The organism is Pseudomonas saudiphocaensis (assembly GCF_000756775.1).
Lineage (GTDB): Bacteria > Pseudomonadota > Gammaproteobacteria > Pseudomonadales > Pseudomonadaceae > Stutzerimonas > Stutzerimonas saudiphocaensis.
The window spans coordinates 1,513,997-1,537,474 of record NZ_CCSF01000001.1 but is presented as its reverse complement, the minus strand read 5'-3'; the positions used below and the strand labels follow the sequence as shown (position 1 = coordinate 1,537,474).

The 23,478-nt window shown below is 62.6% G+C and carries 22 protein-coding genes; 8 read left to right on the top strand and 14 right to left on the bottom strand.

Annotation, left to right across the window (positions count from 1 at the left end; all coding sequences use genetic code 11):
* Positions 1-24: 24 nt before the first annotated feature.
* Genes phnE through BN1079_RS07135 form a run of 4 tightly spaced genes read right to left on the bottom strand, consistent with a single transcriptional unit; the run spans position 25 to position 3,267 of the window.
* The gene (gene phnE, locus BN1079_RS07150) at positions 25-792 is read right to left on the bottom strand and encodes a phosphonate ABC transporter, permease protein PhnE (protein ID WP_037023280.1); all 768 of its coding nucleotides are present in this window, start codon (positions 790-792) and stop codon (positions 25-27) included.
* Positions 789-1,622, bottom strand: a complete 834-nt coding sequence (locus BN1079_RS07145; protein ID WP_037023279.1) for a PhnE/PtxC family ABC transporter permease — start codon at positions 1,620-1,622, stop codon at positions 789-791. The genes phnE and BN1079_RS07145 overlap by 4 nt, the downstream gene beginning before the upstream one ends.
* The gene (locus BN1079_RS07140; protein WP_037023278.1) at positions 1,616-2,419 is read right to left on the bottom strand and encodes a phosphonate ABC transporter ATP-binding protein; all 804 of its coding nucleotides are present in this window, start codon (positions 2,417-2,419) and stop codon (positions 1,616-1,618) included. The genes BN1079_RS07145 and BN1079_RS07140 overlap by 7 nt, the downstream gene beginning before the upstream one ends.
* Positions 2,416-3,267: a putative selenate ABC transporter substrate-binding protein gene (locus BN1079_RS07135; RefSeq protein WP_037023277.1), complete on the bottom strand. Its 852-nt coding sequence runs from the start codon at positions 3,265-3,267 to the stop codon at positions 2,416-2,418. Before BN1079_RS07135 ends, BN1079_RS07140 begins: the two co-directional genes overlap by 4 nt.
* A gap of 184 nt (positions 3,268-3,451) precedes the next feature.
* Between BN1079_RS07135 and BN1079_RS07130 the strand changes: the two genes are divergently transcribed.
* The 5 genes from BN1079_RS07130 (at position 3,452) to BN1079_RS07110 (ending at position 8,045) form a co-directional block, all read left to right on the top strand.
* Positions 3,452-4,507 carry a M4 family metallopeptidase gene (locus BN1079_RS07130; protein ID WP_171819292.1) on the top strand — a complete coding sequence of 352 codons (1,056 nt, stop codon included), beginning with the start codon at positions 3,452-3,454 and terminating at the stop codon, positions 4,505-4,507.
* A gap of 16 nt (positions 4,508-4,523) precedes the next feature.
* A complete protein-coding gene (locus tag BN1079_RS07125; protein ID WP_037026681.1) occupies positions 4,524-4,847 on the top strand; it encodes a protealysin inhibitor emfourin in 324 nt (107 codons plus the stop codon).
* An 82-nt stretch (positions 4,848-4,929) separates the two neighbouring features.
* Positions 4,930-5,817, top strand: coding sequence for an NAD(P)-dependent oxidoreductase (locus tag BN1079_RS07120; protein ID WP_037023276.1), 888 nt, complete (start codon positions 4,930-4,932; stop codon positions 5,815-5,817).
* Positions 5,814-6,608, top strand: coding sequence for a hydroxypyruvate isomerase family protein (locus BN1079_RS07115; RefSeq protein ID WP_037023275.1), 795 nt, complete (start codon positions 5,814-5,816; stop codon positions 6,606-6,608). The genes BN1079_RS07120 and BN1079_RS07115 overlap by 4 nt, the downstream gene beginning before the upstream one ends.
* 111 nt (positions 6,609-6,719) lie before the next feature.
* Positions 6,720-8,045, top strand: a complete 1,326-nt coding sequence (locus BN1079_RS07110; RefSeq protein WP_037023274.1) for a spinster family MFS transporter — start codon at positions 6,720-6,722, stop codon at positions 8,043-8,045.
* A gap of 55 nt (positions 8,046-8,100) precedes the next feature.
* Here BN1079_RS07110 and BN1079_RS07105 read toward each other — a convergent pair whose 3' ends face one another.
* From BN1079_RS07105 to BN1079_RS07095, 3 genes are all read right to left on the bottom strand, one after another.
* The gene (locus BN1079_RS07105) at positions 8,101-8,514 is read right to left on the bottom strand and encodes a DUF6306 domain-containing protein (protein ID WP_037023273.1); all 414 of its coding nucleotides are present in this window, start codon (positions 8,512-8,514) and stop codon (positions 8,101-8,103) included.
* 65 nt (positions 8,515-8,579) lie between these two features.
* Positions 8,580-9,131, bottom strand: coding sequence for a peptidylprolyl isomerase (locus tag BN1079_RS07100; protein ID WP_037023272.1), 552 nt, complete (start codon positions 9,129-9,131; stop codon positions 8,580-8,582).
* Positions 9,128-10,072: a LysR family transcriptional regulator gene (locus BN1079_RS07095; protein WP_037023271.1), complete on the bottom strand. Its 945-nt coding sequence runs from the start codon at positions 10,070-10,072 to the stop codon at positions 9,128-9,130. Before BN1079_RS07095 ends, BN1079_RS07100 begins: the two co-directional genes overlap by 4 nt.
* A 65-nt stretch (positions 10,073-10,137) precedes the next feature.
* On the opposite strand from BN1079_RS07095, the gene BN1079_RS07090 reads away from it, so the two are divergent.
* The gene (locus tag BN1079_RS07090; protein ID WP_037023270.1) at positions 10,138-10,458 is read left to right on the top strand and encodes a hypothetical protein; all 321 of its coding nucleotides are present in this window, start codon (positions 10,138-10,140) and stop codon (positions 10,456-10,458) included.
* A 260-nt stretch (positions 10,459-10,718) separates the two neighbouring features.
* The gene (locus tag BN1079_RS07085) at positions 10,719-12,062 is read left to right on the top strand and encodes a DEAD/DEAH box helicase (RefSeq protein ID WP_037023269.1); all 1,344 of its coding nucleotides are present in this window, start codon (positions 10,719-10,721) and stop codon (positions 12,060-12,062) included.
* A 346-nt stretch (positions 12,063-12,408) separates the two neighbouring features.
* Here the strand turns inward: BN1079_RS07085 and BN1079_RS07080 are convergent, their stop codons facing one another.
* A complete protein-coding gene (locus BN1079_RS07080; RefSeq protein ID WP_037023268.1) occupies positions 12,409-12,702 on the bottom strand; it encodes a hypothetical protein in 294 nt (97 codons plus the stop codon).
* Between the two features lie 150 nt (positions 12,703-12,852).
* Between BN1079_RS07080 and BN1079_RS07075 the strand changes: the two genes are divergently transcribed.
* Complete coding sequence (locus BN1079_RS07075) at positions 12,853-13,215, top strand: hypothetical protein (protein ID WP_037023267.1); 363 nt, start codon at positions 12,853-12,855, stop codon at positions 13,213-13,215.
* 180 nt (positions 13,216-13,395) lie between these two features.
* Here the strand turns inward: BN1079_RS07075 and BN1079_RS07070 are convergent, their stop codons facing one another.
* From BN1079_RS07070 to rapA, 6 genes are all read right to left on the bottom strand, one after another.
* Positions 13,396-15,540 (bottom strand): glycoside hydrolase family 5 protein, encoded by a 2,145-nt coding sequence (locus tag BN1079_RS07070; protein ID WP_037023266.1) that lies wholly within the window; start codon positions 15,538-15,540, stop codon positions 13,396-13,398.
* A gap of 411 nt (positions 15,541-15,951) precedes the next feature.
* The gene (locus BN1079_RS07065; RefSeq protein WP_037023265.1) at positions 15,952-17,706 is read right to left on the bottom strand and encodes a S8/S53 family peptidase; all 1,755 of its coding nucleotides are present in this window, start codon (positions 17,704-17,706) and stop codon (positions 15,952-15,954) included.
* Complete coding sequence (egtD, locus tag BN1079_RS07060) at positions 17,703-18,668, bottom strand: L-histidine N(alpha)-methyltransferase (RefSeq protein ID WP_037023264.1); 966 nt, start codon at positions 18,666-18,668, stop codon at positions 17,703-17,705. Before egtD ends, BN1079_RS07065 begins: the two co-directional genes overlap by 4 nt.
* Entirely contained in the window at positions 18,669-19,961 is a 1,293-nt protein-coding gene (egtB, locus tag BN1079_RS07055; RefSeq protein WP_037023263.1) for an ergothioneine biosynthesis protein EgtB, read from the bottom strand. It lies immediately after the preceding gene.
* A gap of 75 nt (positions 19,962-20,036) precedes the next feature.
* Entirely contained in the window at positions 20,037-20,348 is a 312-nt protein-coding gene (locus BN1079_RS07050) for a hypothetical protein (RefSeq protein WP_037023262.1), read from the bottom strand.
* A 260-nt stretch (positions 20,349-20,608) separates the two neighbouring features.
* Positions 20,609-23,458 (bottom strand): RNA polymerase-associated protein RapA, encoded by a 2,850-nt coding sequence (gene rapA / locus BN1079_RS07045; protein WP_037023261.1) that lies wholly within the window; start codon positions 23,456-23,458, stop codon positions 20,609-20,611.
* Positions 23,459-23,478: the final 20 nt, after the last annotated feature.

Below are 23,478 nucleotides of genomic sequence, written 5' to 3'. Positions count from 1 at the left end.
AACACGCAGCTGGCTGCCGGGTCGTCAGCTGCGCACCCAGCGTTGGCGCGCCCAGCCACTGAGCGCATCGACTGCCAGTACCATCAGCAGCATGGCCAGAATCACCGTCGAGGCCTGGGCTTCCTGGAACAGGCTCAGGCTCATGTAGAGCATCTGCCCCAGTCCGCCGGCGCCGACGAAACCGAGCACGCTGGCCATGCGGATATTGTTTTCCCAGCGATACAGCGTATAGGCCACCAATTGCGGCCAAAGCAGCGGCAGGGTGCCGTAGCAAAAGGCGCTGATGCGGCCGCTGCCGGACAGCTGCAAGGCTTCGGTAGGCGCCGGCGGCGTGTTTTCCAGCGCTTCGGCAAACAGCCGACCCAGAACGCCGGTGGTATGTAGCGCCAGTGCCAGGGTGCCGGCATTGGGGCCCAGGCCCGCCGCCAGCACCATCAGCGCCGCCCAGACCAGTTCGGGAATGGCGCGCAGGGCATTGAGCAGCAGCCGCGCGACACCCTTGGCGATCAGGCCGCAACGCCCCGCCGCAGGCAGCGCCAGCAGCAGGCCGAACAGCGCGGCGAGCAGCGTGCCGATCGCCGACATCGCCAGGGTTTCCAGCGCGCCATAGCCGATGGCGCGCAGATGGCCCGCGCTAAGATCCGGATTGAGGAAGCCCGAGGCATAGCTCCCCATCTGCCGCAGACCCTCACGACTGAACAGAGCACCGACTTCGAGCTGCAAATAGGCGAAGGCACTGATTACCGCAACGATCAGCAGTAGCGGCACAGCGTAGCGCGACAGCGACTTCATACGAACCTCCGGCGCAGCATCTGGCTGAGCAGGTCTGCCAGCAGCACCAGCAGGAGGAAGGTCAGCAGCATGCTGGCCACCTCGCCGCCAGCGAACATGCGCATCGACAGATCCATCTGCTGACCCAGGCCGCCGGCGCCGACAAAGCCCATGACCACCGAAGCGCGGATGGCGCATTCCCAGCGGTAGACCGTGTACGAGAGCATTTCCCCTGAGGCTTGGGGCAGCACCGCGTAGGCAAACGCCTGCAGTCGCGAGCTGCCGGCGCCGAGCAGGGCACGGGTTGGCAGCGGATCGACTGACTCGAAGATTTCCGCGTAGACCTTGCCCAGCATCCCGGCATAAGTGATGGCGATGGCCAGCACGCCGGCGGTGGGGCCGAGGCCGACGGCGCGCACGAACAGCAGTGCCCAGACGATTTCAGGCACGCTGCGCAGGACGATCAGCAGCCCGCGCACCGGCCAGCGCAGTGCCTGCGCCCAGCGGTGCGGTCGGCCGCCCCGGCTGAGTGCAGAAACCGACAGGGCGCGGGTGGCGATCAGCGCGCAGGGCAGTGCAACAGCCAGTGCCAAAGCCATGCCGGCGGTGGCAATGGCCAGGGTTTCCAGCGTTGCCGTCCAGAGCAGGGCGAGGAAGTCGCGACCATGCTCGGGTGGCCAGAACGCCGAGAGGAAGATGCCCATGGTGTCAGCGTTGCTGCCATCGAACAGCACGCCGATATCCAGCTCGCTTAGAGATAGCCCTGGCCACAGCAAGGCCAGCGCCAGCACGGTCAGCAGCAGGCGAGAGCGGGCAGCGGGGTCGCGCTGGGCGAGAGCGGAATTCAGCATCGCGGGATAAGCAGGGTCTGCTGCAGCGGGGGCTCAGCCACAGGTGTGCCGGTCAGCTGCTCGTTGGCATAAAGCGCGTCCAGTTCTGCCGGGCTGACTTGCGCCGTAGCCTTGTCGAACATGATGCGTCCATCGCGTACGCCAAGTACGCGCGGGAAGTGCTCCAGCGCCAGTTCCACAGCGTGCAGGCTGGCCAGTAGCGTCGTTTGGCGCCGAGCGGCTTCCTGATTGAGGATGTTCAGCGACCAGCTGGCCAGTACCGGGTCCATGGCGGAGACCGGTTCGTCGGCAAGGATCAGTTCCGGCTGCTGATACAGCACGCGCGCGATACCCACCCGCTGCAGCTGGCCGCCGGAGAGCTGGTCGCAGCGCTGATAGAGCTTGTCGGCCAGATCCAGCCGGTTAAGCACCGCGGCAGCGCCCTGGCGGTCCAGCGGATAGAGCAGGCTGAGCAAACTGCGGCCCAGCGACCATTGACCAAGGCGACCGGCCAGTACCGAGGTGACCACGCGCTGCCGCGGCGGCAGGGGTGGCGTCTGATGAATCAGACCAATACGTGCGCGCAGCCGCTGCCTGGTCCTGACGCTAAGCGACCATGGCTCGCAATCGAGCAGCGTGTATTGCCCATGATGCGGTTGCAGGTGAGTGGCCAGCAGGCGCAGCAGCGTCGTCTTGCCGGCCCCGGAAGGGCCGATAATGGCGACACGCTCGCCTTTGGCTATCTCAAGCTGGATGTCCTGCAGAGCCGCCTGGCCATCGGCGTGGGTATAACCCACGCCGGACAGGCGTAGCGTCACTTCAGCAGGCCGGCTGCGCGAGCGGCTTCTTCGATGCCTTCATAGTTCTCAGGCTTGGTCTCGATGAAGCGGCTGGCGGCCTGCAGGTCGAGGATCGCCTTGTGCTCGGGGTTGGCGGGGTCAAGGGCGAGGAAGGCGGCCTTGATCTTCTCGGTCAGCTCCGGGTCGAGGCTGCCGCGCACGGTCCAGTTGTAGTCGTAGTAGGGCGGGGTGGTGGAAATCACCCGAACCTTGTCGGTATTGACCTTGCCAGCTGCGACCAGCTTGTCCCAAACAGAGGCGTTGAGCACGCCGGCGTCGGCCTTGCCGGCCTCGACCCAGGCGACGGTGGCGTCATGCGCGCCGGAATAGGCGATGCGCTTGAAGAACTGCTCGGGATTGATGCCGTCCTTGAGCATGAAGTAACGCGGCATCAGGCTGCCGGAGGTGGAGGACACGGAGCCGAAGGCGAAGGTCTTGCCCTTCAGATCCTCCAGGGTCTTCACCTCGGGATCGGCGCTGATGAACTTGCTGGTGAACTGCTCGTCCTGCTCGCGCTGCACCAGCGGAATGGCGTCGCCGGTTTTCAGACGGGCCTGGACGAAGGTGAAACCACCCAGCCAGGCCAGGTCAAGGCGGTCGGCAGCCAGGGACTCGACCACGGCAGCGTAATCGGAAACCGGTGTGAATTTCACCGGCATGCCCAGTTCCTGCTCCAGGTATTTGCCCAGCGGCTCGAACTTGCGGATCAGTTCGGTCGGCGCTTCATCTGGGATAGCAGACACCCGCAGTGTTTCGGCGGCGTGGGAAGTGGCAATAGAGAAGGAAACGGCAAGGCCGACAACGGCTGCCAAGGTGCGCTTGATCATTGAGGTTCTCCGGTTCAATAGCGGAAAAAGCCCGGCGATTATAAGGGCTGCGGGATCGCGAGGGGCAAACGGCGTGACGTCCCGTGAAAGAAACTTCGGTAATACGAAACACTTGGCGGCAGATTCGATCACAACAGAACGCTTTCATTGGCGCAGGCGAGGCGCCTTGCAGAGGTAAGCAGCCATGTCCGCAGTACTGCCGCGCGGGTTTATTCCGCCTTACATTCTTGATCGAATTATTCGCAACGGCTCGCAGCACCAGCGCCAGTGCGCCCTGAGCACGCTGGCTCATGTGGAGCAGCTATTGCCCAATCCCGGCCCGCCGCGCCGGCAGGAGGAAAACACGCTGCTGCCGGGCCGGGGGCAGCCCGGCCAGCCACTGCGTAGCATTCACGATGCACAGCACCTGATGCAGCTGCCGGGCGTGGTGGTCCGAGCCGAGGGCCAGCCCGCCACTGGCGATGCCGCGGTGGATGAAGCCTACGATGCGCTGGGTGCAACCTATGAGTTCTTTTGGGAAGCGTTCGGGCGAGACTCGATCGACAATCAGGGCTTTGCCCTGATGGGGACGGTCCACTACGGCGATGGTTATGAAAACGCCTTCTGGAACGGCGCGCAGATGGTCTTCGGTGACGGTGATGGCGAGATCTTCCAGCGCTTCACCCGATCGCTGGATGTGGTCGCCCATGAGCTGGCCCATGGGGTCACGGAAAGCGAGGCCGGCCTGGTGTATTTCAATCAGCCGGGCGCGCTGAACGAGTCGCTATCGGATGTGTTCGGCGTCCTTACCCGGCAGTTCGCGCTCAAGCAGACGGCGGACCAGGCAGACTGGCTGATCGGCGCCGAGCTCTTGACCGATAAGGTGAGCGGGATTGCGCTGCGCTCGATGGCCAATCCCGGCAGCGCCTATGACGATCCGGTGCTGGGCAAGGACCCGCAGCCTGGGCATATGCGCGACTTTATCGTTACCCGCGATGACAACGGCGGGGTGCACCTGAATTCGGGGATTCCCAACCATGCGTTTTACCGCGCGGCAATGGCGCTGGGTGGGTTCGCCTGGGAGAAGGCCGGGCGCATCTGGTATGAGACCCTGTGTGACCGACGCCTGGCTAACGATGCCGATTTCAAAGGCTTTGCCAGCCTGACTATGGACACTGCCGAGCGCCTGTTTGGCGCTGCCAGTGACGAATGGACGGCAGTTAAACAGGCCTGGACAGACGTGGGTGTCGAGCCAGGCTGAGGAGGCTTCCATGAACATCAAGCAGTTGCCGAGGCTGGGTGACGATACCACCCTGAGGCTTTCGCGGCAGGGAGGTGTGGCTGCGATTCAGGCGCTCAGTCGTCCGCGCGAGATTGAGTTTTCGCAGTGCGACGAGCATCAACGCGGGCAGATCTGTTCGCTGCTGGAAGGGTGCCTGCCGCTGACAAGTCGCACCAGCGGGCGCGGCGATCAGCGTTATTACCAGATCGAGTTGCGCTATCGGCAACACGAGCAGGATGACGAGATGATCTTGCGCATACCCGAAGAGCAGGCGCCCGAGGAGCTGGTGCGGCTGTGGGACAAGGGCGAGGTGCCTTGAGCAAGAGCTCGCGGACGGTCTCACCACCTCGGCGTTAGTCGGCGCTAGAATCCATGGCTCTTTCCCCAAGGAGCCGCATTCAATGTCTGACCTGCCTTCCATTGCCTTTGCCGGTATCGGCCTTATGGGCCTGCGTATGTGCCGCCGGCTGTTGGCTGCCGGTTATCCCCTGACGGTCTGGAACCGCTCGCCGGACAAGTGTGCGCCTCTTGTCGAGGCCGGTGTGCGGCAGGCAAACAGCCCTGCCGAACTCTGCGCCGCGGCCGATATCGTGCTGCTCTGCCTGGCCGATACCGCCGTGGTGCGGGAAGTGGTGTTCGGCCCCGGCGGCATCGTCGAAGGTGCCCGGCAAGGGCAGCTCTTGGTGGATCACTCGAGCCTGGAGCCCGCCGCCACTCGTTCGATGGCCGCTGACCTGGAGGCGCGCTGCGGCATGCGCTGGATCGACGCGCCGGTTTCCGGTGGCACCGCGGGAGCCGAAGCAGGCAGCCTAGCGATCATGGCGGGCGGCAACTCCGAAGATATCGAGCGTGTTCGCCCTGTGCTGATGAATCTGGGCCAGCGGCTGACGCGCATGGGCGAGGTCGGTACCGGTCAGGTGACCAAGGCCTGCAATCAGATGATCGTCGCCTGCAATGCGCTGGTGATTGCCGAAGTGGTGGCGCTGGCCGAGCGCTCGGGAGTCGACGCCAGCCTGATCGCGCCAGCCCTGGCGGGTGGCTTTGCCGACTCGAAACCGCTGCAGATTCTTGCTCCGCAGATGGCAGCCAGCGAGTTCGAGCCCATCAAGTGGCACGTGCGTACCCTGCTCAAGGATCTGGACACCGCCGTGCAACTGTCCCGCGAAGAAGGCAGCGCCACGCCCATGACCGGCCTGGCGGCGCAACTGATGCGCCTGCACGGTAGCCAGGGGCATCTCGAACAGGACCCGGCCACGCTGGTAAAGATGTTCCGGGAGCAAAGTCGATGAAGATTGCCGCCAACCTTTCCATGCTGTTCGGTGAGCTGCCTCTGTCCGAACGTGTGCTTGCCGCCAAGGTGGCCGGTTTCGATGGCATCGAGATTCAGTTTCCCTACGAGCTGCCGGCCATTCGCCTGAAGGAATTGCTTGAGCGTGCCGGTCTGCCGCTGGTGCTGATCAACCTGCCGGCCGGCGACCTGATGCAGGGCGGCGCCGGCCTGGCGGCGGTGCCGGAGCGCCAGCAGGAATTCGATGAAGCTCTGCAGCAGGCACTGACCTACGCGGCCATGACCCGGCCGCAGTGGGTAAACGTATTGCCGGGCCGGTTGGCCGAAGGCGTCAGCCGCAAGCAGGCGCTGGACACTCTGGCCGACAACCTGTGCAAGAGTGCCGAGGCCTTCGCCCAGCTGGGTATCGGTGTGCTTTGCGAGGCCATCAATCCGCTGGATATGCCGGGTTTTCTCGTCAACACGCCTGAGCATCTGCATGCCCTGCTGCAGCGGGTCGACCACCCCAACTGCAAGGCCCAGCTGGATCTGTATCACATGGCGCGGCAACAGCTGGATATCGAGGCGGGTATCCGTCTGCTGGGTGAGCGTATTGGTCATGTGCAGTTTGCCGACTGCCCCGGACGTGGCGCCCCAGGCACCGGCGAGCTTGTTTTTGCGCCGTTGCTCAAAGCCTTGGAAGCGGTGGGTTACACGGGCTGGCTGGCTGCCGAGTACCGCCCGGGTGAGCAGAGCACCGAGGCGAGCCTGGGCTGGCTGGAGCAGTGGCGACTGGCCCCGACGGACAGCTGAAACCTGCCATTACGCGGCATCAGCCGGGCTGATTGTCACAGACAGCCCGGCAACTGCCCTCTAGAGTCACTCTCGACACCGACCCAATAACAATAAATCGAGAGCGACGTCATGCAGCAATCCTCCCAAGCCGCGAACGCCTGGCGCGTGTTGTTCCTGCTGTTCCTGGCGAACCTGTTCAATTTCTTCGACCGCACCATTCCCGCGATCATCAACGAGCCGCTGCGTCTGGAATGGGATCTCAGTGACTTCCAGCTGGGCCTGATCGGCACGGCCTTCACCCTCGTCTATGCCATTGCCGGCCTGCCGCTGGGGCGCATGGCCGACACCGGTTCGCGGCGCAAGATCATGGGTTGGGGGCTCACGGCGTGGAGTGGACTGACCGCGGTGAACGGTCTGGCGTGGAACTTCTGGAGCTTTCTGCTGGTGCGCATGGGCGTCGGTATCGGCGAAGCCAGCTACGCACCGGCTGCCAACTCGCTGATCGGCGACCTGTTTCCGGCACACAAGCGCTCCCGGGCGATGGGCATCTTTATGCTCGGTCTGCCGTTCGGTTTGCTGCTGGCCTTCTTTACCATCGGCTGGATGGTGCAGCTGTTCGATAGCTGGCGTGCACCTTTCTTCATCGCAGCGGTGCCGGGGCTGATCCTGGCGGTATTCATTTTCATGATCAAGGAGCCGGGACGGGGCGCGGCAGAAGCGGTGCGCGTCTCCCAGGAACCGGTCAGGAACCCGATACGCAAGGTGCTGGCGATACGCACCTTCTGGTGGCTGGTGCTGGCCGGCCTGGCGTTCAACTTTGCCACCTATGCCTGCAACGCCTTCATGGTGCCGATGCTGATGCGCTATTTCGCCGTGCCGCTGGTGGATGCCTCATTGGCGACCGGGGTTATCGTCGGCGTGACAGGCCTGTTCGGGCTGACTCTGGGCGGCTGGGTAGCCGACCGCATCCATGCCCGTTTCGAGCGCGGTCGCCTGCTGTTCGCCACGGCCAGCATGCTGGTGGCCACCTTGTGTACCGGCTATGCGTTGTTTGCCGGGCAGATCGCAGTGGGCCTGTTCATCGCGGTGTTCAGTATCGGTTGGCTGTTTGCCTACAACTTCTACACCTGCGTTTACACCGCGATTCAGGATGTGGTCGAGCCGCGTTTGCGGGCTACTGCCATGGCCCTGTTCTTCGCCGGTCTCTACCTGCTCGGCGGTGGTTTGGGCACTGTGGTGGTTGGGCTGCTTTCGGACCACTTTGCCCAGGCGGCAATGATAGCTGCCGGGGCCAGCCAGATGAGCGAGCCGTTCCGGGCTGTGGGTCTGCATGACGCCATGTACCTGATCCCGGCCACGCTGTTGCTTACGATGATATTTCTGTTTTGCGCGTCGCGTACCTTTGCGAACGACGCCAAACGAATGACTGCTGGCATGGCGCAGGGCGCCGAATAGGGGGCAGTCGGCTACATGACCAGGCAGGCGGCTGACTGAGCCGCCTGCCTGGCCCTCAGGCCGCCTTGCTGTTCACTTCGTGGATGTGCAGCATCTTTTCCAGCTCGCCGCGAATCAGCTCATCTTCGCAGCCGGGCAGGTATTCGCGCAGTTTGCGGATAACCCATTGCTGGCCCTTGTCGACAAAGGGCAGGCGTTCTTCCAACGACTCGATGGCCATCGCCTTGCCGTAGAAGGCGCCGGTTTCCCGGTTCGGTTCGATGCCCAGATGCTTGAGGCAATTGAGCACCAGCTTGCAGCTTTCGACTTCGCCCTGGCGAATCTGCTCCAGCAAGGCCTGCATTTTCGGATCGTCGCATTGCTGCAGGCTTTCACTGGCAACCCGGGCGCCGGCGCGCTCGGCGCTGAGCAGGTCCTGGAGCAGCTTTGCCTCGCCTTCGGGAGTGTTCAGGTAATTCTGTTCAGTCATTACGCGTCCTCCTGTTGCGATTCGTAGTGTTGGCGCACGTGGCCCCATGCGCCAATGCCGTGGAATTACAGCTTCTTCGCGGAGATGATCTTCACCGGTGTCAGGGGCACGTTCTGCATCATGCTGCGATTACCGGTCGGCACCTGGGCGATCTGGTCGACCACCTCCATGCCGCGTACGACCTTGCCGAATACCGCATAGCCGAAGTCACGGCTACCGTGATCGAGGAAGTCGTTGTCACGGTGGTTGATGAAGAACTGGCTGGTGGCGGAATTGATGTTCTGCGTACGGGCCATGGCCAGGGTGCCGCGAACGTTGTGCAGGCCATTGTCGGCCTCGTTCTTGATCGGCTCGCGGGTGGGCTTCTGGCCCAGGCCGTCGTTGAAACCGCCGCCCTGGATCATGAAACCAGGAATCACGCGGTGGAATACCGTGCCGTCGTAGAAGCCGCTTTCTACATACTCAAGGAAGTTCTTCACGCTGATTGGCGCTTTTTCAGCCTCCAGCTCGATTTCAATTTCGCCCATGCTGGTGTTCAGCAATACGTGCGGGTTATCCGCGGCGAGCAGATTTCCGGCGAGCAGCAATGAGCAGGCGGCAAGTACGAGTCGTTTCATGGTGTAGTCCTAGTGGGTTTGGAAACCAAGTTCAGGCGGTCCGGCGCAGATTGTGATTGCGCATCGTACGTCTTGATCAGCTCGATGAGAATCTGCGTCGCCGGCCCGAGCGGTTTGTCGGGGTTGGTGTACAGGGAGAAAAACGGGCGCCGGGTGCTGCCCTGGATCAAGGGCAGCGGTACCAGCAGGCCGTCCGCGAGTTCGCGCATGATCATGTGCCGCGGCAGCCAGGCGAAGCCCAGCCCGCTGCTGACGAAGGCCACCGAAGTGGCCAGGCTGCCGACGGTCCAGCGCTGCTCGGCCCCCAGCCAGCCTGCGTCACGAGGTTGACGCTGTCCGGAGTCGCGCACCACTACCTGCATCTGACCCTGCAGATCCTGCACGCTGAGCTTGCGCTGCATCTGGTGTAAAGGGTGCTCCGCATGGGCCACGGCAATGAACTCGACGGTGCTCAGTTCAGTACCAAGGTAGCCGTTGATCTCCAGTGCAGTGATGGCCAGGTCTGCGGTGCCATCCTTGAGTACCTCCTCAACGCCCGAAAGCACTTCCTCGCGCAGTCGCACCCGACAGCCGCGGCTGCAAGGCATGAATTCCTTCAGTGCTCGAAGCAGCGGAGCGTTGGGGTAGGCGGCATCTACCACCAGGCGTACCTCGGCCTCCCAACCCTGTTCCATGTGATGGGCCAGATCCTCCAGCTGACTGGCCTGGCTGACCAATTGCCGGGAGCGGCGCAACAGCACCTCGCCGGCTTCGGTGAGTACCGCCTTGCGTCCGTCGATGCGCAACAGCGGAATGCCGAGCTGCTCCTGCATGCGCGCGACGGTGTAGCTGACCGAGGATTGCGAGCGATGCAGGACTTCGGCGGCCTGGGCGAAGCCCCCGTGGTCGATCACTGCCTGCAGGGTTCGCCACTGATCGAGGGTTACACGAGGCGCTTTCATTCCGTTGTTTTCCTTCTGCTTCTGTCTGGTAGGCTGGCATCCGCCTGAATGAGGAGCTGCTTACCATGAAAAGAATCTGCCTGGCTGTGCTGGCCATCATCCCACTGAGTGTCCTGGCCGTCAGCTATCCGGTGGACATTCAGCAGCAGCTCAACGGCACCGAGGTCCTGGCCAATGCCTCGTCCATCGACCGTGATATGGCCGCGCTGCACCTGCACAATCTCGGCGCTGCGCCGGTGGATTGCAAAGCCGTGTTCCGCAACGGTCCCGAGGCGCCCCGCAGCCGTCGCACCACGTTGCAGGCCGGCGAGCAGAAGGCGCTGACCGCCAAGTTCAAGCGTGACGTGATCCGCCTGCGCATTCAGCTCGACTGCGAGCCGCAATGATCGTTTGAAGGCAGCCGGCCAAGGTCGTTGAAGCACCCGTACAGCAAGCTTGCTGGTCTTCCGCGAATCAATAGCCGAAGGAATTCGGCTCTACGGCAGGAAGGCTCTTGCCGAGATGCGGCGCCGATGCGGGGTAATACCGCAGCGGTGCTGGCTGCTGCGCTGCGAACGGCAATGACGACGCGCCTTTGCGAGGCAGACGGGTTAATCTATGCAGCGTTTTTTCCACCTGTTTCCAGACTTGCCTGAGGTAATGCCCCTTGTTTGACCAATTCGCCCTGCACGAACGCCTGCTCAAGGCAGTCGCCGAACTCAAATTCGTCGAGCCGACCCCGGTGCAGGCTGCGGCCATTCCTCCTGCGCTCGAGGGGCGCGACCTGCGGGTGACCGCGCAGACCGGCAGCGGCAAGACCGCGGCTTTCGTACTGCCAATGCTCAACCGTCTGATTGGCGATGCCGTGGTGCGCACCGATGTTCGTGCGCTGATCCTGCTGCCGACCCGTGAATTGGCCCAGCAGACGCTCAAGGAGGTCGAGCGTTTTTCGCAGTTCACCTTTATCAAGTCGGCGATCATCACCGGCGGTGAGGACTTCAAGGTCCAGGCAGCAATCATGCGCAAGGTGCCGGACATCCTGATCGGCACGCCGGGGCGAATGATCGAACACCTCAATGCCGGCAACCTGATCCTCAAGGATGTCGAGCTGCTGATCCTCGATGAAGCCGACCGCATGCTCGACATGGGCTTTGCCGATGACGTGCAGCGCCTGGTGAACGAGTGCGACAAGCGCCAGCAGACCCTGCTGTTCTCCGCTACCAGCGGTGGCGCCGCTTTGCGCGAGATGACCGCCAGCGTATTGCGCGATCCGCTGCACCTGCAGCTCAATCGCGTCAGCGAGCTGAACGAGGGTACCCGGCAGCAGATCATCACCGCTGAGAGCATCGAACATAAAGAGAAGCTGGTGCACTGGCTGCTGGCCAACGAGACCTACAAGAAAGCGGTGGTTTTCACCAACACCCGCGCCCAGGCCGATCGCCTCTACGGGCGGCTCGTGGCCGAAGGTGTGAAGGCCTACGTGCTGCATGGTGAAAAGGATCAGAAGGACCGCAAGCTGGCCATCGACCGCGTCAAGGAAGGCGGGATGAAGGTGCTGGTGGCCACCGACGTGGCCGCGCGCGGATTGGATATCGAAGGGCTGGATCTGGTGATCAACTTCGACATGCCGCGCTCCGGCGACGAATACGTGCACCGTATCGGTCGCACCGGCCGTGCCGGCGCCGACGGGCTGGCGATCTCGCTGATCTGCCACAACGACTGGAACCTGATGTCGAGCATCGAACGCTACCTCAAGCAGCGCTTCGAACATCGCGTGATCAAGGGGCTGAAGGGCAGCTACATGGGCCCGAAGAACCTCAAGGCGTCGGGAAAGGCCGCCGGTACCAAGAAGAAAAAGGAAGACAAGAAAAAGGCCGGGGACAAAAAAGCCAAATCGTCCAAGCCGACCGCCAAACGGCCGAGAAATGCCAAGCGCGAAGCGCCGGCTTCGCAGGTAGTCAGCAGCGACGGCATGGCGCCGTTGAAGCGCAAGAAGCCCGACGCTCAATAACAGGCCGTTGCTCTGCAGCTGCTCTGGCGAGTGTCTCTCGCGGCGCAAAAGCTCTGCCGGCAGGCAGATGCTTCGCCGAGAGGGCGCGGCTCTACGAAGGGGTTTGGCTTCGGGCAGGAAGGTGTAGGGTGGATATCGCTTTTTATATCCACCATGACTTCAGCTCGGCCCCGGATGCGCAGAAGGCACGTTGGGCCGGTAGCCTGCAGGCAATATTGACCAGCTGTTGTTGCTGGCCTATTTCAACGAGCGCCTGTTCACCCTCGAACCCAATGCCCATCGTTCGGTTGACCGGTAGATCGTTGGAGCGAGATGCGCTCTACGCCTCGCTCCAAGACGCGTAGGTTCAGCGCTCCTTGGCCGGCGGAATATCCGCGTCCTTTTCAGCCTGCTCAATATGCTGCAGGCGCCGCTCATACGCCTGGCACTCATCGCCCAGCTCGTCTGTAGTCCGCTTTACTTCCATCTCCTTTAATTCCTCGTTGATTTCGGCGGCCCGCTCAGGGTTGCGCTCGGTCAGCTGGCTTACGCGTTCGGCCAGTTCTTCCGCCTTGGCATTGATCATGTCCGTGGTGCACTGGGCAAATGCCGGCTGGCTTGCCAGCAGGGCGGCGGCGAGGGGAATCATCAGGTATTTCATGGCGGCGCTCCGTTGACCTTACATTCGTACGGTTGAGCATCCGGACGGCGTTTTGGTTCAGCCCGTGGTGATCGAACCAGGCTGGCCTTGGCAGGGTCCCTATGACAGAGCCGCTGCCCTTGAGCGGTGGCATGCAACGGGAGAATGCTCATGACTTACAACTGGAGCCTGATGCTGCGACTGCTTCGCGAAGCGCAGAAACCCGGCGCGGAGCCTTTTACGCCGCGTCAGTACGCTGAGGAACATGCGGTTGCGCTGGAGGATAGTGGCCAGACGATGCCCAACCTCGACTCCCTCAAGGCCGATGCGCAGAACTATGAGAGCTTGCTCTACGAGGGCGGGTTTCTGGAGTCGCGGCCCGAGGAGCAGGGCGGCAATGGAGAGAACTTCGTCCTGACCGAGCGTGGCCAGCGGCTGCTGGCAATGTTGGAAGATGAGACAGCCACCTCACGTCTCGACGAAAAGGGCCAGACCGCTCTGGTACCGGAAGTCTTCGACGAGCTGGGGCGCTGAGTCCGGTCCTCCCTCAAACGAGGCAACCGTTTTTGGCGCGGACTTGGCCGCGAGCTTGTGATGCTGGCTTCATGCCTGAGCCCAAAAGCAGAGCTCTCGGACAAGTCTGCTCCTGCCGTGGTCTGGGCAGGGAGGCTTTAAGCAAATCGCCCCGCGCAATGCGGGGCGATGCAGGGACGGCTAGAACGGCCCGATGCTGGTGCAGGAAGTGTTGCCCGTGTGCTTGCGCAGCATTGGCAGCTGCGGGCGTGGCTTGCCGCTTTTTACATCCAGCGACAGTGCGTACTCGCCCCACCAGGGGCCTGCTGCCCAGTAGGTACTGGGGATGCAGTTATCGCCCAGGTACTTCAGCAGGTTGTCGGTGGCGACGATTGCCGACGGTGAATAGTCCGGTGCGCCGTGCTCGCCGATAAAGCCCCGCAGCCCGTGCTTGCGTAGCCATTCGACAAAGGGCTTGGCGCGGTTGACACCTGTCATCGGGTCGTAAACGGCGTTGCGGTTGGCGTAGCTACCGGAGAAGTCGTGATCCAGATACAGGTGTGCCTCATACACCAGGTTGTTCTTCGGGTCGCGCATCCAGGGATCATTGACCAGGCGGGTGTTGTACGAAGGCCAGTGATAGGCGCTCGACCAGCGATCCCCGGCGACATAAATCCAGCGTGTGCGATCGATCTCGCGGATGGCCTTGGATGCAGCCAGTGCCGCCTCGGGCCATTTGCCGTTGGTGGAGTGCGGTTCGTTCATCAGGCCGTAGCCGTAAACTGCAGGGTGGTTGGCTACCTTCTGGGCGATACGCCGCCAGCTGTCGGCAAAGGTGCTGATCGGGACATCGTTCGAAGCGATCAGCTTGCCGTAGTAGCGGTAGTAGTTGTGCATATCCAGTATCACCTGGACGTTGTGCTTGCGCGCATGATCCAGGGTGGTCATCAGCCGGCCCAGCTCAGCTGCGTTCAACTCGGTGTTCAGCTTGGGCTGGATGCGCTCCCAACGGAAGGGCAGGCGAACCAGCTTCATGCCCAGGTCGGCATAACGCTTGAAGTCGGCTTCGCCCGGATAGATGTAATGGATCAGGTAGCGCCCGGGCAGGCTGTCGCTGGCGCTGTTGCCGGCGCTGAATTCGGCACCCGCAAGATTGACGCCCACCAGATTGATCGGGGTGCCTCCCGTGGAGCCGCCCTGCGAAGGCGAGCCGTTACCGGGACGCGGCTGGCTGAAGCCGGTGCTGCTCACCGAAATGGTGCGCGGGTAGCCCACGGCCTTGCCGTCAATGGCGCCGCCGTCTACCAGAACCGTCATGTTACCGCCGGAGCGGTATACGACTTTTACGGTACGAATCTGGCCGTCAGCGAACCTGACTTTAGCGCCCTTGTGGAAGGCGGCCTGGTTGGCCGGAGTGTCCTTGACGGAAAAGCCCGGTGAGGTGAGGTAGATACCACCGGTGAAGTCCTTGCCGTTAAAGGCGTTCAGGGTAACCGTCTGGCCCGAATCCGCTACAGGTGCAGGAGTAGGTGTCGGATTAGGAGCGGGCGTAGGAGTAGGCGCTGGCTTGGTTGGCGCAGGTGCCGGTGCCGGTGTGCTTGGAGTGGTTGGCGTGCTCGGCTGCGTAGTAGCGGTGGCGGCAAACAGCTTGTTGGGATGGCCCAGGTTGGCGCCGATGGTGGCACCGTTGAGCATCACGCTCATGTTGTTGCCGGAGATATAGATCGCCGTGACGGTGCGAACCTGGCCGTCGGCCAGGCGGACCGAGGCGCCGGGCTTGAACACGTCGCGGTTGGCTGCTGTGGTGGGCAGCGAGAAACCGGCGGACTTGCGCCACACGCCCTTGATCCAGTCGTTGTTGGTGTAGTCGTTGATGGCGCTGCTATGGGCGCCATTGTTATTGCCCGGTGTCGGAGCGGGTGCCGGCTGGCTCGGGGCTGGCGTAGCTGCGGAAGCCAGCGCAGTGACGCTCTTCGGATGCCCTACGCTGTTGGCGTTGAGCTGTGCACCGTCGAGCATGAGGCTCATGTGCGCGCCGGAAAAATAGATGGCCTTGATGGTGCGAATTTGCCCGTCGCCCAGCCGGATCTTGCCGTCTTTCTTGAACGCTGCCTTGTTTGCCGCAGTAGCGGGGATGGACACCCCAGGCGAGGCGCGCCAGGTACCCTTGTTCCAGTCGTTGCTGGTGAAGTTATTGAGCTGAGCCGCGTGCTGCGTACTTGCTGCCGTTTGAGCGGCTGCTGCGGTCGTACTCATCGGGGCGAGGCTGGCGAACCCGAACAATGCGCTCAGGGTGATAGCGCCGAGCAGGCTCTTTCGAGAGCCTGATAATGCGTTGAGGGACATGGAAAACTCCGGAACTTGATACGTCAAAAGATCTTTTGCAGATCCTTTAAAAAGTACGGAGGCAACTTGAGAGGAGATTCAGAACTACCCGTTGCTGCCTTTTAGGCTGAGCGAATCCGCTATTTCGACGGCTCGGCCATATGAAGGCGCTTTATATAGAAACGGTATAAGTTAATAAAATGAACATTGACGCCAGAAAGTCGACGAAAACTCTTCAGTCGATAGGGTGGCCATCAAAGTGATATTGAGAGCAATTTCAGGAGATTTTGGAGTTATTTACGCAAGTACTTGAAAGAGCTACTGCAAAGATCGTTCACGGAATGACGTAATACTGACGACGCAACTTTTCACAGCCGCCGCAAGTGCTGACGAACGGTTTCGCTAATTATGTCTTGATGTTTCTATCGGTTGTTACCGCTCCTGTTGCAGACTTTCCACCGTCAGCTCCAGTGCCTTGCGCATATCCAGCCGGGCCGAGCGACCGATATCCTCGTCGTCGAGTCGATAGGCTCGTTCCGAGGGAAGGATGGGAGCAGTCAAATCGTCGGCCTCGGATGGCTCGAAATCGCTGCCGCGGCCTATGGTCATGGCGCTACGGCGCAGCAGTTCGCGTACCTGTGACGGTTCCAGTTCCGGGTTGATCGACAACATCGCCGCGACAATGCCGGCCACCATCGGCGTGGCGTAGGACGTACCGCAATGCACATCGCCGCGCTTGCCGGGTTCAAGCGTCGCCGCACGGGTACAGGCAGAAGCGGTGATGTCCACGCGCATGTCGAGGTTGGATGAGGGGCGTCGCGTGGCGTATTCAGGGTCCTCCACGGCAACATCGTGCTTGTCGCTGCGCTGATGGCCGCCGACCACCAGCAGCTGGTCGGTAATAAAGGAGGAGGGCAGTCGGTAGTCGTCCTGGCCGGAGCGTGCCGAGCCGTTGCCGGCGGAGTTCACCACCAGCACATCGGGATGTTCGCGGCGCAGCCAGAGGAAGAATTCTTCCAACAGCTCCTCATAGCCGCTCATGGCAATGCCGGAACGGATCAGCGAATCGACTTCCTCGCCCTCGATATCCCGCGCCCCTATGCGATGGATGCCCCAGCTCCAGTTGAGAATGCGCACGCCGTCTTCCACCAGATTAACCGAGGCGGCGATATTGGCGGTGATGCCGGCATCCGAGTTGCGTTCGACGATCACCTGGTAGCCGGCGCTGACTGGTTCCACGGCGCTGAGGAACCCGCTGTCGGCAGGATCTTCGTTGCGTGCGGCGAGAATGCCAGTGACGGTGGTGCCATGCCCCGCTGGCGTTTCCGCATCCCTGGCGTAGACGCAGGTGCGCGGCTCGCGCGGGTTGCAGTCGTCGATATAGGGGGCGAACTCGGGCGAATCGAAATCGACGTCGCGCTCGATAATGCCAATCCGCACCGGATGGGGCTCTACAGGCGCCTCTTTGGACGGCAGCCGCTGCTGGTAGTAGTGCACGGCATCCAGAAAGCGATTGGCGACCCATTCGCTGTTGCGCGGCTTGTCTTCAGGATCGCTCTCGACGGGCGCTTCAGCGCCAGACTCCTCGACCACTACCGCGTCCACACTGACTTCATTGCCCAGGCGCAGCACCAGGGCGTCACGCTCGGTGAGGTTCTTCACCGGCAGGCGCAACTGGTAGGTATTCAGGGGCGCGATCATGCCGACCACCTTGGCGTCGTACTTTTTTGCCAGGCGTCGCGCCTCTTCGAGGCCGTCGTATTTCTCTTCGATGATCAGGCTGATCAGATCGACATAAGTGGTCAGCCCGTCCATGTTCTTTGCCACTTCGGCAGGACCTGCAGCGATGACGTGGCTGCCATTGAGTGTCAGCCAGACGGGATTGCTGCGTTGCTCGCCCTGTTCCAGCCAGAGCGGCCCGCTTTCATGGTCCGCCTTGCGCAGGGTCAGGCGAAGCCGCCCGTCGCCACGGCGTTCGGCCTTGAGCGGCTTGCCGTTGAGCAGCAGCTTCGGCTCTCCCTTGGCCAGGCCTTCGCCACGCAGGCAAAAGGTCAGCTCGTCACTGTTGAACAGGTCGCCACAGCGTTGCAGGTCCTTGAGCCTGAGCGGCTCTTCGCCAGTGCTGGCCAGGGTCGAGCCGAGCACGGCCAGCAGGCCGCCGAGGCAGATAAATGGCAGGCTTCTCATGGGCGGCGCTGTAGGTAATGCACGCTGAACAGTTGCCCGGCATCGGTCCAGAGCCCGCTGGAATCGAATCCGGCACTGTCGGCCAGCTCGATAAAACCCTGCACACTGTATTTGTAGGAGTTTTCGCTGTGCAGGCTTTCCCCAGCCCGAAAGCGAAACAGCTGGCCTTCGAGGGCCACGGTTTGCGAGATACGGCTGACCAAATGCATCTCGATGCGCGATTGATCCTCATTGAAAAACGCGCGGTGAACGAAGCGCGCCGGATCGATATCGCTGTGCAGTTCGCGGCGAATGCGGTGCAGCAGATTCAGATTGAAGGCCGCCGTGACCTGGGCGCGGTCATTGTAGGCAGCCTCCAGCGTGGCTTTGTCCTTGAGCAGGTCGACCCCGATCAATACGCCACCGCCGGTCGGCAGGATGTGGTGCAGATGGCCGAGCAGTCGGCGCGCCTGTTCCGGGGTGAAATTGCCAATGCTGGAGCCGGGGAAGAACACCAGCGGGTGCTCCAGGGCGAAGTCGTCGGGCAGTTGCAGGTGATCGGAGAAGTCGCTGCAGGCGGCATGCACGTCGAGCCAGGGATAATCGGCGGCCAGGCGGCGGGTGCTGTCCAGCAGAAAATCCTCGGAGATGTCGATACCCAGGTAGCTGGCTGGCCGCAGCCTTTCGAGCAGCAAACGCACCTTGCGGCTGGCGCCACTGCCCAGCTCGATCAGGTTGCTTTGCGGGCCGACGATCTGGCGAATCTCGTCCGCCGCGTCGGCGAGGATGGCTTCCTCAGTGCGGGTCAGGTAGTACTCCGGCTGCAGGCAGATCTGCTCGAACAGCTCCGAGCCGCGTCGGTCGTAGAAGAACTTGGGCGAGAGGTGCTTGGGCGAAGCGGCGAAGCCCGCCAGAGCTTCGTCGCGCAGGGAGCTATCCCTGGGTGGCAGGATGTTGTCGTGCAGCTGTACAGCCAATGCCATTCAGAACTCCCTGGCCAGGCGCAGCCCGGCGAACTGCCAGCGCATGGCCGGCTGGAAAAAGTTGCGGTAGGTGGCGCGGATATGGCGTTGCGGGGTGGCACAACAGCCGCCGCGCAGGACCATCTGCCCGGACATGAACTTGCCGTTGTACTCGCCCAGGCTGCCTTCGAGCGGGCGGAAGCCGGGGTAGGGGCGGTAGGCGCTGGCTGTCCATTCCCAAACATCACCGAACAGCTGCGAAGGCCCTTCTCCCGATTCGGCGGCGACAGGTTGCAGATGATCGCTTTCAAGGAAGTTGCCTTCAGGTTGCTGGTTGCAGGCAGCCAGCTCCCATTCCGCTTCGGTGGGCAGCCGGGCCCCAGCCCAGCGGGCATAGGCGTCGGCCTCGTAAAAACTGATGTGACAGACCGGTGCGTCGAGATCCAGCGGGCGTGGTCCGCCGAGCGTCATTTCGTGCCAGGTGTCTTCGTGGCGCGACCAGTACAGCGGAGCATTCCAGCCGTGCTGGCGGATGTGCGCCCAGCCATCGGAAAGCCAGAGCTCGCTGCGCGCGTAGCCGCCATCGACCATGAACGACAGGTAATCACGGTTGCTCACCGGGCGGCTGGCCAGCTGGTAATCCTCGACGAACTGTCTGTGCCGCGGTGTTTCGCAATCGAAGGCAAAGCCCTCGCCGCCATGGCCGATGCTGTGAATGCCGCCGTGGTAGTGATGCCATTGAAGGGCTTCGCTGGACAGCTTCGGTGCTTTTCTAAGGTCGGTGCGATAGGCCGGCTGCAGCGGGTTCTGCGCGAGGATGTGCTTGATATCCATCAACAGCAGTTCCTGGTGCTGCTGCTCGTGCTGCAGCCCGAGCTCGACGCGGCGCAGGATTTCCGCCGCATGTCGGGCAGGCAGGTTGCTAAGCAGTTCGCCCATGGCCTGATCTACGTGCTGGCGGAAACGGTAGACATCCGCCACGCCAGGGCGGGAGATCAACCCGCGGCTGGCGCGCGGGAAGGGCGTGCCGTGGGTTTCGTAGTAGGAATTGAACAGGTGGTCATAGGCCGGGTCCAGCGGGCGGTAGCCGCTCAGGAAGGGTTTGAGCAGGAAGGCTTCGAAGAACCAGCTGACGTGCGCCAGGTGCCATTTTGGCGGGCTGACGTCCGGCATGCTCTGGATGACATGGTCCTCGGTCTGCAGAGGCGCACAGATCGCTTCGGTGGTGGCGCGTACTTGCGCGAATTGCCGTAACGGACAATCCGTCTCGGCAAGGGTTGATTGCTCTGTCGGCTGTTCTGCCAGGTTGCCCATTCGAAACCCCCTCGCTCATGGGACGGCCGGCGTTTCTGCCTGCGGGCGCGCCGCAAGCCTGAAGTGAAACGGCTATCAGTAGTTAGGCGGGGTTTCGGGAATGCCGGTGTCGTCGTCAAGGGCTGGCATGGTCCAGGGCTCCAGGCGCTGGGCCTTGTCCTCTACCTCCAGGCGCGCCTGTTCGATCACGCTGCCCAGGTGCTGAGCGTGGCTGTATTCCTCGCGGGAAACGTTGGGCACGCGCAGCACTTCGCTGCCGCTGCCATCCATTACGGTAAAGCTGAAGCTGTCGTCGTCCGGGTTGGCACTTGTGACGCAACCGCACGGCAGGAAGGCCTCGGAAACGAGCTGCATGGCATCGTCGAGGGTCAGGGCTTGGTCGCTCATGGCGTCCTCCAACATCAGGCTGTGTGATGTTGACCGCTCAAACGCGATGCCGTTTCCCGAGAGGGTGCAGAAGACTGCAGCCTGCCTTGGTCGCAGGCATAGCGGGGGTGATGGAGGGGGTGAGGCTAACCGAATGCATCACCCTCGCTAGCATCTGGGCAGGCGCCTTGGGAGCCGCATTCGCCGCAAGGACGCAGCTCCCACTGGCTCGGTGCCTGGTGGGAGCCTAGCCCTCGCGCGGAGCTTTTCAGCGTTCAGGTTCAGCCAGCAACCAGCACCCGAATCGCTTCCAGACGCAACGCCGCTTTCTCCAGCGCCGCCAGGCCTTCTTCGCGCTGCTTGCGCAGGGCTTCGATCTCGCTGTCACGCACGCTGGGGTTGACCGCCTGCAAGGCGGTGAGGCGCGCCAGTTCCTCGTCCAGGCTGGCTTGCAGTTTGCGCTGGGCAGCGGCGACGCGTTCGGTGTGGCGCGGCGCAACTTTGGCTTCGGCACTGCTTATCTGGGCCGCCAGTACATCGCGCTGGGCCTGAACGAACTTGTTGGCGCTGGCCCGTGGCACGCTTTCCAGCTGGTCGTTGAGGGTCTCGAAGGCGACCTTTGCTGCCAGATCGTTGCCGTTGGCATCCAGCAGACAGCGTAGCGCCAGCGGCGGCAGGAAGCGGTTGAGCTGCAGCGCACGTGGCGCTACCACTTCACTGACGAACAGCAGTTCCAGCAACACGGTGCCTGGCTTGAGCGCCTTGTTCTTGATCAGCGCCACCGCGGTATTGCCCATGGAGCCGGACAGCACCAGGTCCATGCCGCCCTGCACCATGGGGTGTTCCCAGGTGAGGAACTGCATGTCTTCGCGGGCCAGGGCCTGTTCGCGGTCGTAGGTGATGGTCACGGCTTCGTCGTCACCCAGCGGGAAGCTGGCATCCAGCATCTTTTCGCTGGGGCGCAGGATCAGGGCGTTCTCGGAATGGTCTTCGCTGTCGATGCCGAAGGCGTCGAACAGCTCTTCCATGTAGATCGGCAGGGCGTACTGATCGTCCTGCTCCTCGATCGCCTCGACCAGGGCTGCGCCCTGCTCACCGCCGGCGGAGTTGAGTTCCAGCAGGCGATCACGGCCTGCATGCAGCTCGGCTTCCAGCCGTTCACGCTCGGCGCGGGCTTCGGTGATGAGCTTGTCGAACTCCTCGTCGTCACCTTCCTCCAGCTGAGTCAGCAGGCGCGTGCCGAACTGGTGCTGCAGCGCGTTGCCGGTGGGGCAGGTATTGAGGAAGGCATTCAGAGCCTGGTGGTACCACTGGAACAGGCGCTCCTGCGGGCTGGTTTCCAGATAGGGCACGTGCAGCTGAATGGTGTGCTTCTGGCCAATACGGTCAAGACGGCCGATGCGTTGTTCGAGCAGGTCTGGGTGCGCCGGCAGATCGAACAGCACCAGATGGTGTGCGAACTGGAAGTTGCGACCCTCACTGCCGATCTCCGAACAGATCAGCACCTGAGCGCCAAACTCTTCGTCGGCGAAATAGGCGGCGGCGCGGTCGCGTTCGAGGATGCTCATGCCCTCGTGGAATACCGTGGCCGGAATGCCGGAGCGCACGCGCAGGGCGTCTTCCAGGTCCAGCGCAGTTTCGGCATGGGCGCAGATGACCAGCACCTTGAATTTCTTCAGCATCTTCAGTGTGTCGATCAGCCATTCGACACGTGGATCGAAGGTCCACCAGCGATTCTGCGCATCGGCGTCGTCCTGCTGGCTCTGAAAGGTGACTTCCGGATACAGCTCTGCACGATCCCCCAGCGGCAGCTCCAGATATTCGTCCGGGCAGGGCAGCGGATAGGGATGCAGTTGGCGCTCGGGGAAACCACGCACGGCGGCGCGGGTGTTGCGGAACAGCAGGCGGCCGGTGCCGTGGCGGTCGAGCAGCTCGCGGATCAGTCGGCTGCTGGCGTCGATGTCACCGTCGGTGGCGGCAGCCAGCAGGGCCTCGCCCTCGGCGCCGAGGAATTCATGAATGGTCTGGTGCGCGCGCTCGGACAGACGACCCTCGTCCAGCAGTTCCTGCACCGCCTCGGCCACGGGCTGGTAGCTGGCGCTTTCGGCACGGAAGGCTTCAAGGTCGTGGAAGCGATGGGGATCGAGCAGGCGCAGGCGGGCGAAGTGGCTTTCCTGGCCGAGCTGCTCGGGTGTTGCGGTTAGCAGCAGTACGCCCGGAATGACCTCGGCCAGCTGTTCGACCAGCTGGTACTGGGGACTGGCGCCGTCCGGGTGCCAGACCAGGTGATGCGCCTCATCCACGACCAGCAGATCCCAGCCGGCGGCAAAGGCGGCGTCCTGAGCGCGCTCGTCTTCCTTCAGCCACTCCAGCGAGACCAGCGCCAGTTGGGTGTCCTCGAAGGGGTTGCTGGCATCGCTCTCGATAAAGCGCTCGTCGTCGAACAGGGCGACTTCCAGGTTGAAGCGGCGGCGCATTTCCACCAGCCACTGATGCTGGAGGTTTTCCGGTACCAGAATCAGTACGCGGCGAGCGCGGCCGGTGAGCAGTTGGCGGTGAATTACCAGGCCAGCTTCGATGGTCTTGCCCAGGCCGACTTCATCGGCCAGCAATACACGCGGGGCGATACGGTCAGCGACTTCGCGGGCGATATGCAGCTGATGCGCGATGGGTTGCGCACGTACGCCGCCCAGACCCCACAAGGAGGAGGTCAGTTGTTTGCTCTGGTTTTCCAGCGTGTGATAGCGCAGCTTGAACCAGTTCAGGGGATCAATCTGCCCGGCGAACAGGCGATCACTGGCCAGACGGAACTGGATGAAGTTGGAAAGCTGAGTCTCGGGCAGGGTACGGGCTTCGTTCTGCGCGGTCAGGCCGTGATAGACCAGCAGGCCGTCGACATCGTCGACCTCGCGGACGGTCATCTTCCAGCCTTCGAAGTGAGTCACCTCATCGCCAGGGACAAAGCGCACGCGGGTCAGCGGGGCACTGCGCGCCGCATACTGCCGGGTTTCACCGGTTGCCGGATAGAGCACGGTGAGCATTCGCCCGTCGAGCGTCAGGATGGTTCCCAGGCCAAGTTCAGCCTCGCTGTCGCTGATCCAGCGTTGCCCCGGTAGATACTGCTGCGCCATGCTGCCTCCCGCTGTGAAAA

Coding starts and splice junctions, on each gene's coding strand:
- phnE (WP_037023280.1), bottom strand. CDS start 792: ATGAAGTCGCTGTCGCGCTACGCTGTGCCGCTACTGCTGATCGTTGCG.
- BN1079_RS07145 (WP_037023279.1), bottom strand. CDS start 1,622: ATGCTGAATTCCGCTCTCGCCCAGCGCGACCCCGCTGCCCGCTCTCGC.
- BN1079_RS07135 (WP_037023277.1), bottom strand. CDS start 3,267: ATGATCAAGCGCACCTTGGCAGCCGTTGTCGGCCTTGCCGTTTCCTTC.
- BN1079_RS07130 (WP_171819292.1), top strand. CDS start 3,452: ATGTCCGCAGTACTGCCGCGCGGGTTTATTCCGCCTTACATTCTTGAT.
- BN1079_RS07120 (WP_037023276.1), top strand. CDS start 4,930: ATGTCTGACCTGCCTTCCATTGCCTTTGCCGGTATCGGCCTTATGGGC.
- BN1079_RS07115 (WP_037023275.1), top strand. CDS start 5,814: ATGAAGATTGCCGCCAACCTTTCCATGCTGTTCGGTGAGCTGCCTCTG.
- BN1079_RS07110 (WP_037023274.1), top strand. CDS start 6,720: ATGCAGCAATCCTCCCAAGCCGCGAACGCCTGGCGCGTGTTGTTCCTG.
- BN1079_RS07105 (WP_037023273.1), bottom strand. CDS start 8,514: ATGACTGAACAGAATTACCTGAACACTCCCGAAGGCGAGGCAAAGCTG.
- BN1079_RS07100 (WP_037023272.1), bottom strand. CDS start 9,131: ATGAAACGACTCGTACTTGCCGCCTGCTCATTGCTGCTCGCCGGAAAT.
- BN1079_RS07095 (WP_037023271.1), bottom strand. CDS start 10,072: ATGAAAGCGCCTCGTGTAACCCTCGATCAGTGGCGAACCCTGCAGGCA.
- BN1079_RS07090 (WP_037023270.1), top strand. CDS start 10,138: ATGAAAAGAATCTGCCTGGCTGTGCTGGCCATCATCCCACTGAGTGTC.
- BN1079_RS07080 (WP_037023268.1), bottom strand. CDS start 12,702: ATGAAATACCTGATGATTCCCCTCGCCGCCGCCCTGCTGGCAAGCCAG.
- BN1079_RS07075 (WP_037023267.1), top strand. CDS start 12,853: ATGACTTACAACTGGAGCCTGATGCTGCGACTGCTTCGCGAAGCGCAG.
- BN1079_RS07070 (WP_037023266.1), bottom strand. CDS start 15,540: ATGTCCCTCAACGCATTATCAGGCTCTCGAAAGAGCCTGCTCGGCGCT.
- BN1079_RS07065 (WP_037023265.1), bottom strand. CDS start 17,706: ATGAGAAGCCTGCCATTTATCTGCCTCGGCGGCCTGCTGGCCGTGCTC.
- egtD (WP_037023264.1), bottom strand. CDS start 18,668: ATGGCATTGGCTGTACAGCTGCACGACAACATCCTGCCACCCAGGGAT.
- egtB (WP_037023263.1), bottom strand. CDS start 19,961: ATGGGCAACCTGGCAGAACAGCCGACAGAGCAATCAACCCTTGCCGAG.
- BN1079_RS07050 (WP_037023262.1), bottom strand. CDS start 20,348: ATGAGCGACCAAGCCCTGACCCTCGACGATGCCATGCAGCTCGTTTCC.
- rapA (WP_037023261.1), bottom strand. CDS start 23,458: ATGGCGCAGCAGTATCTACCGGGGCAACGCTGGATCAGCGACAGCGAG.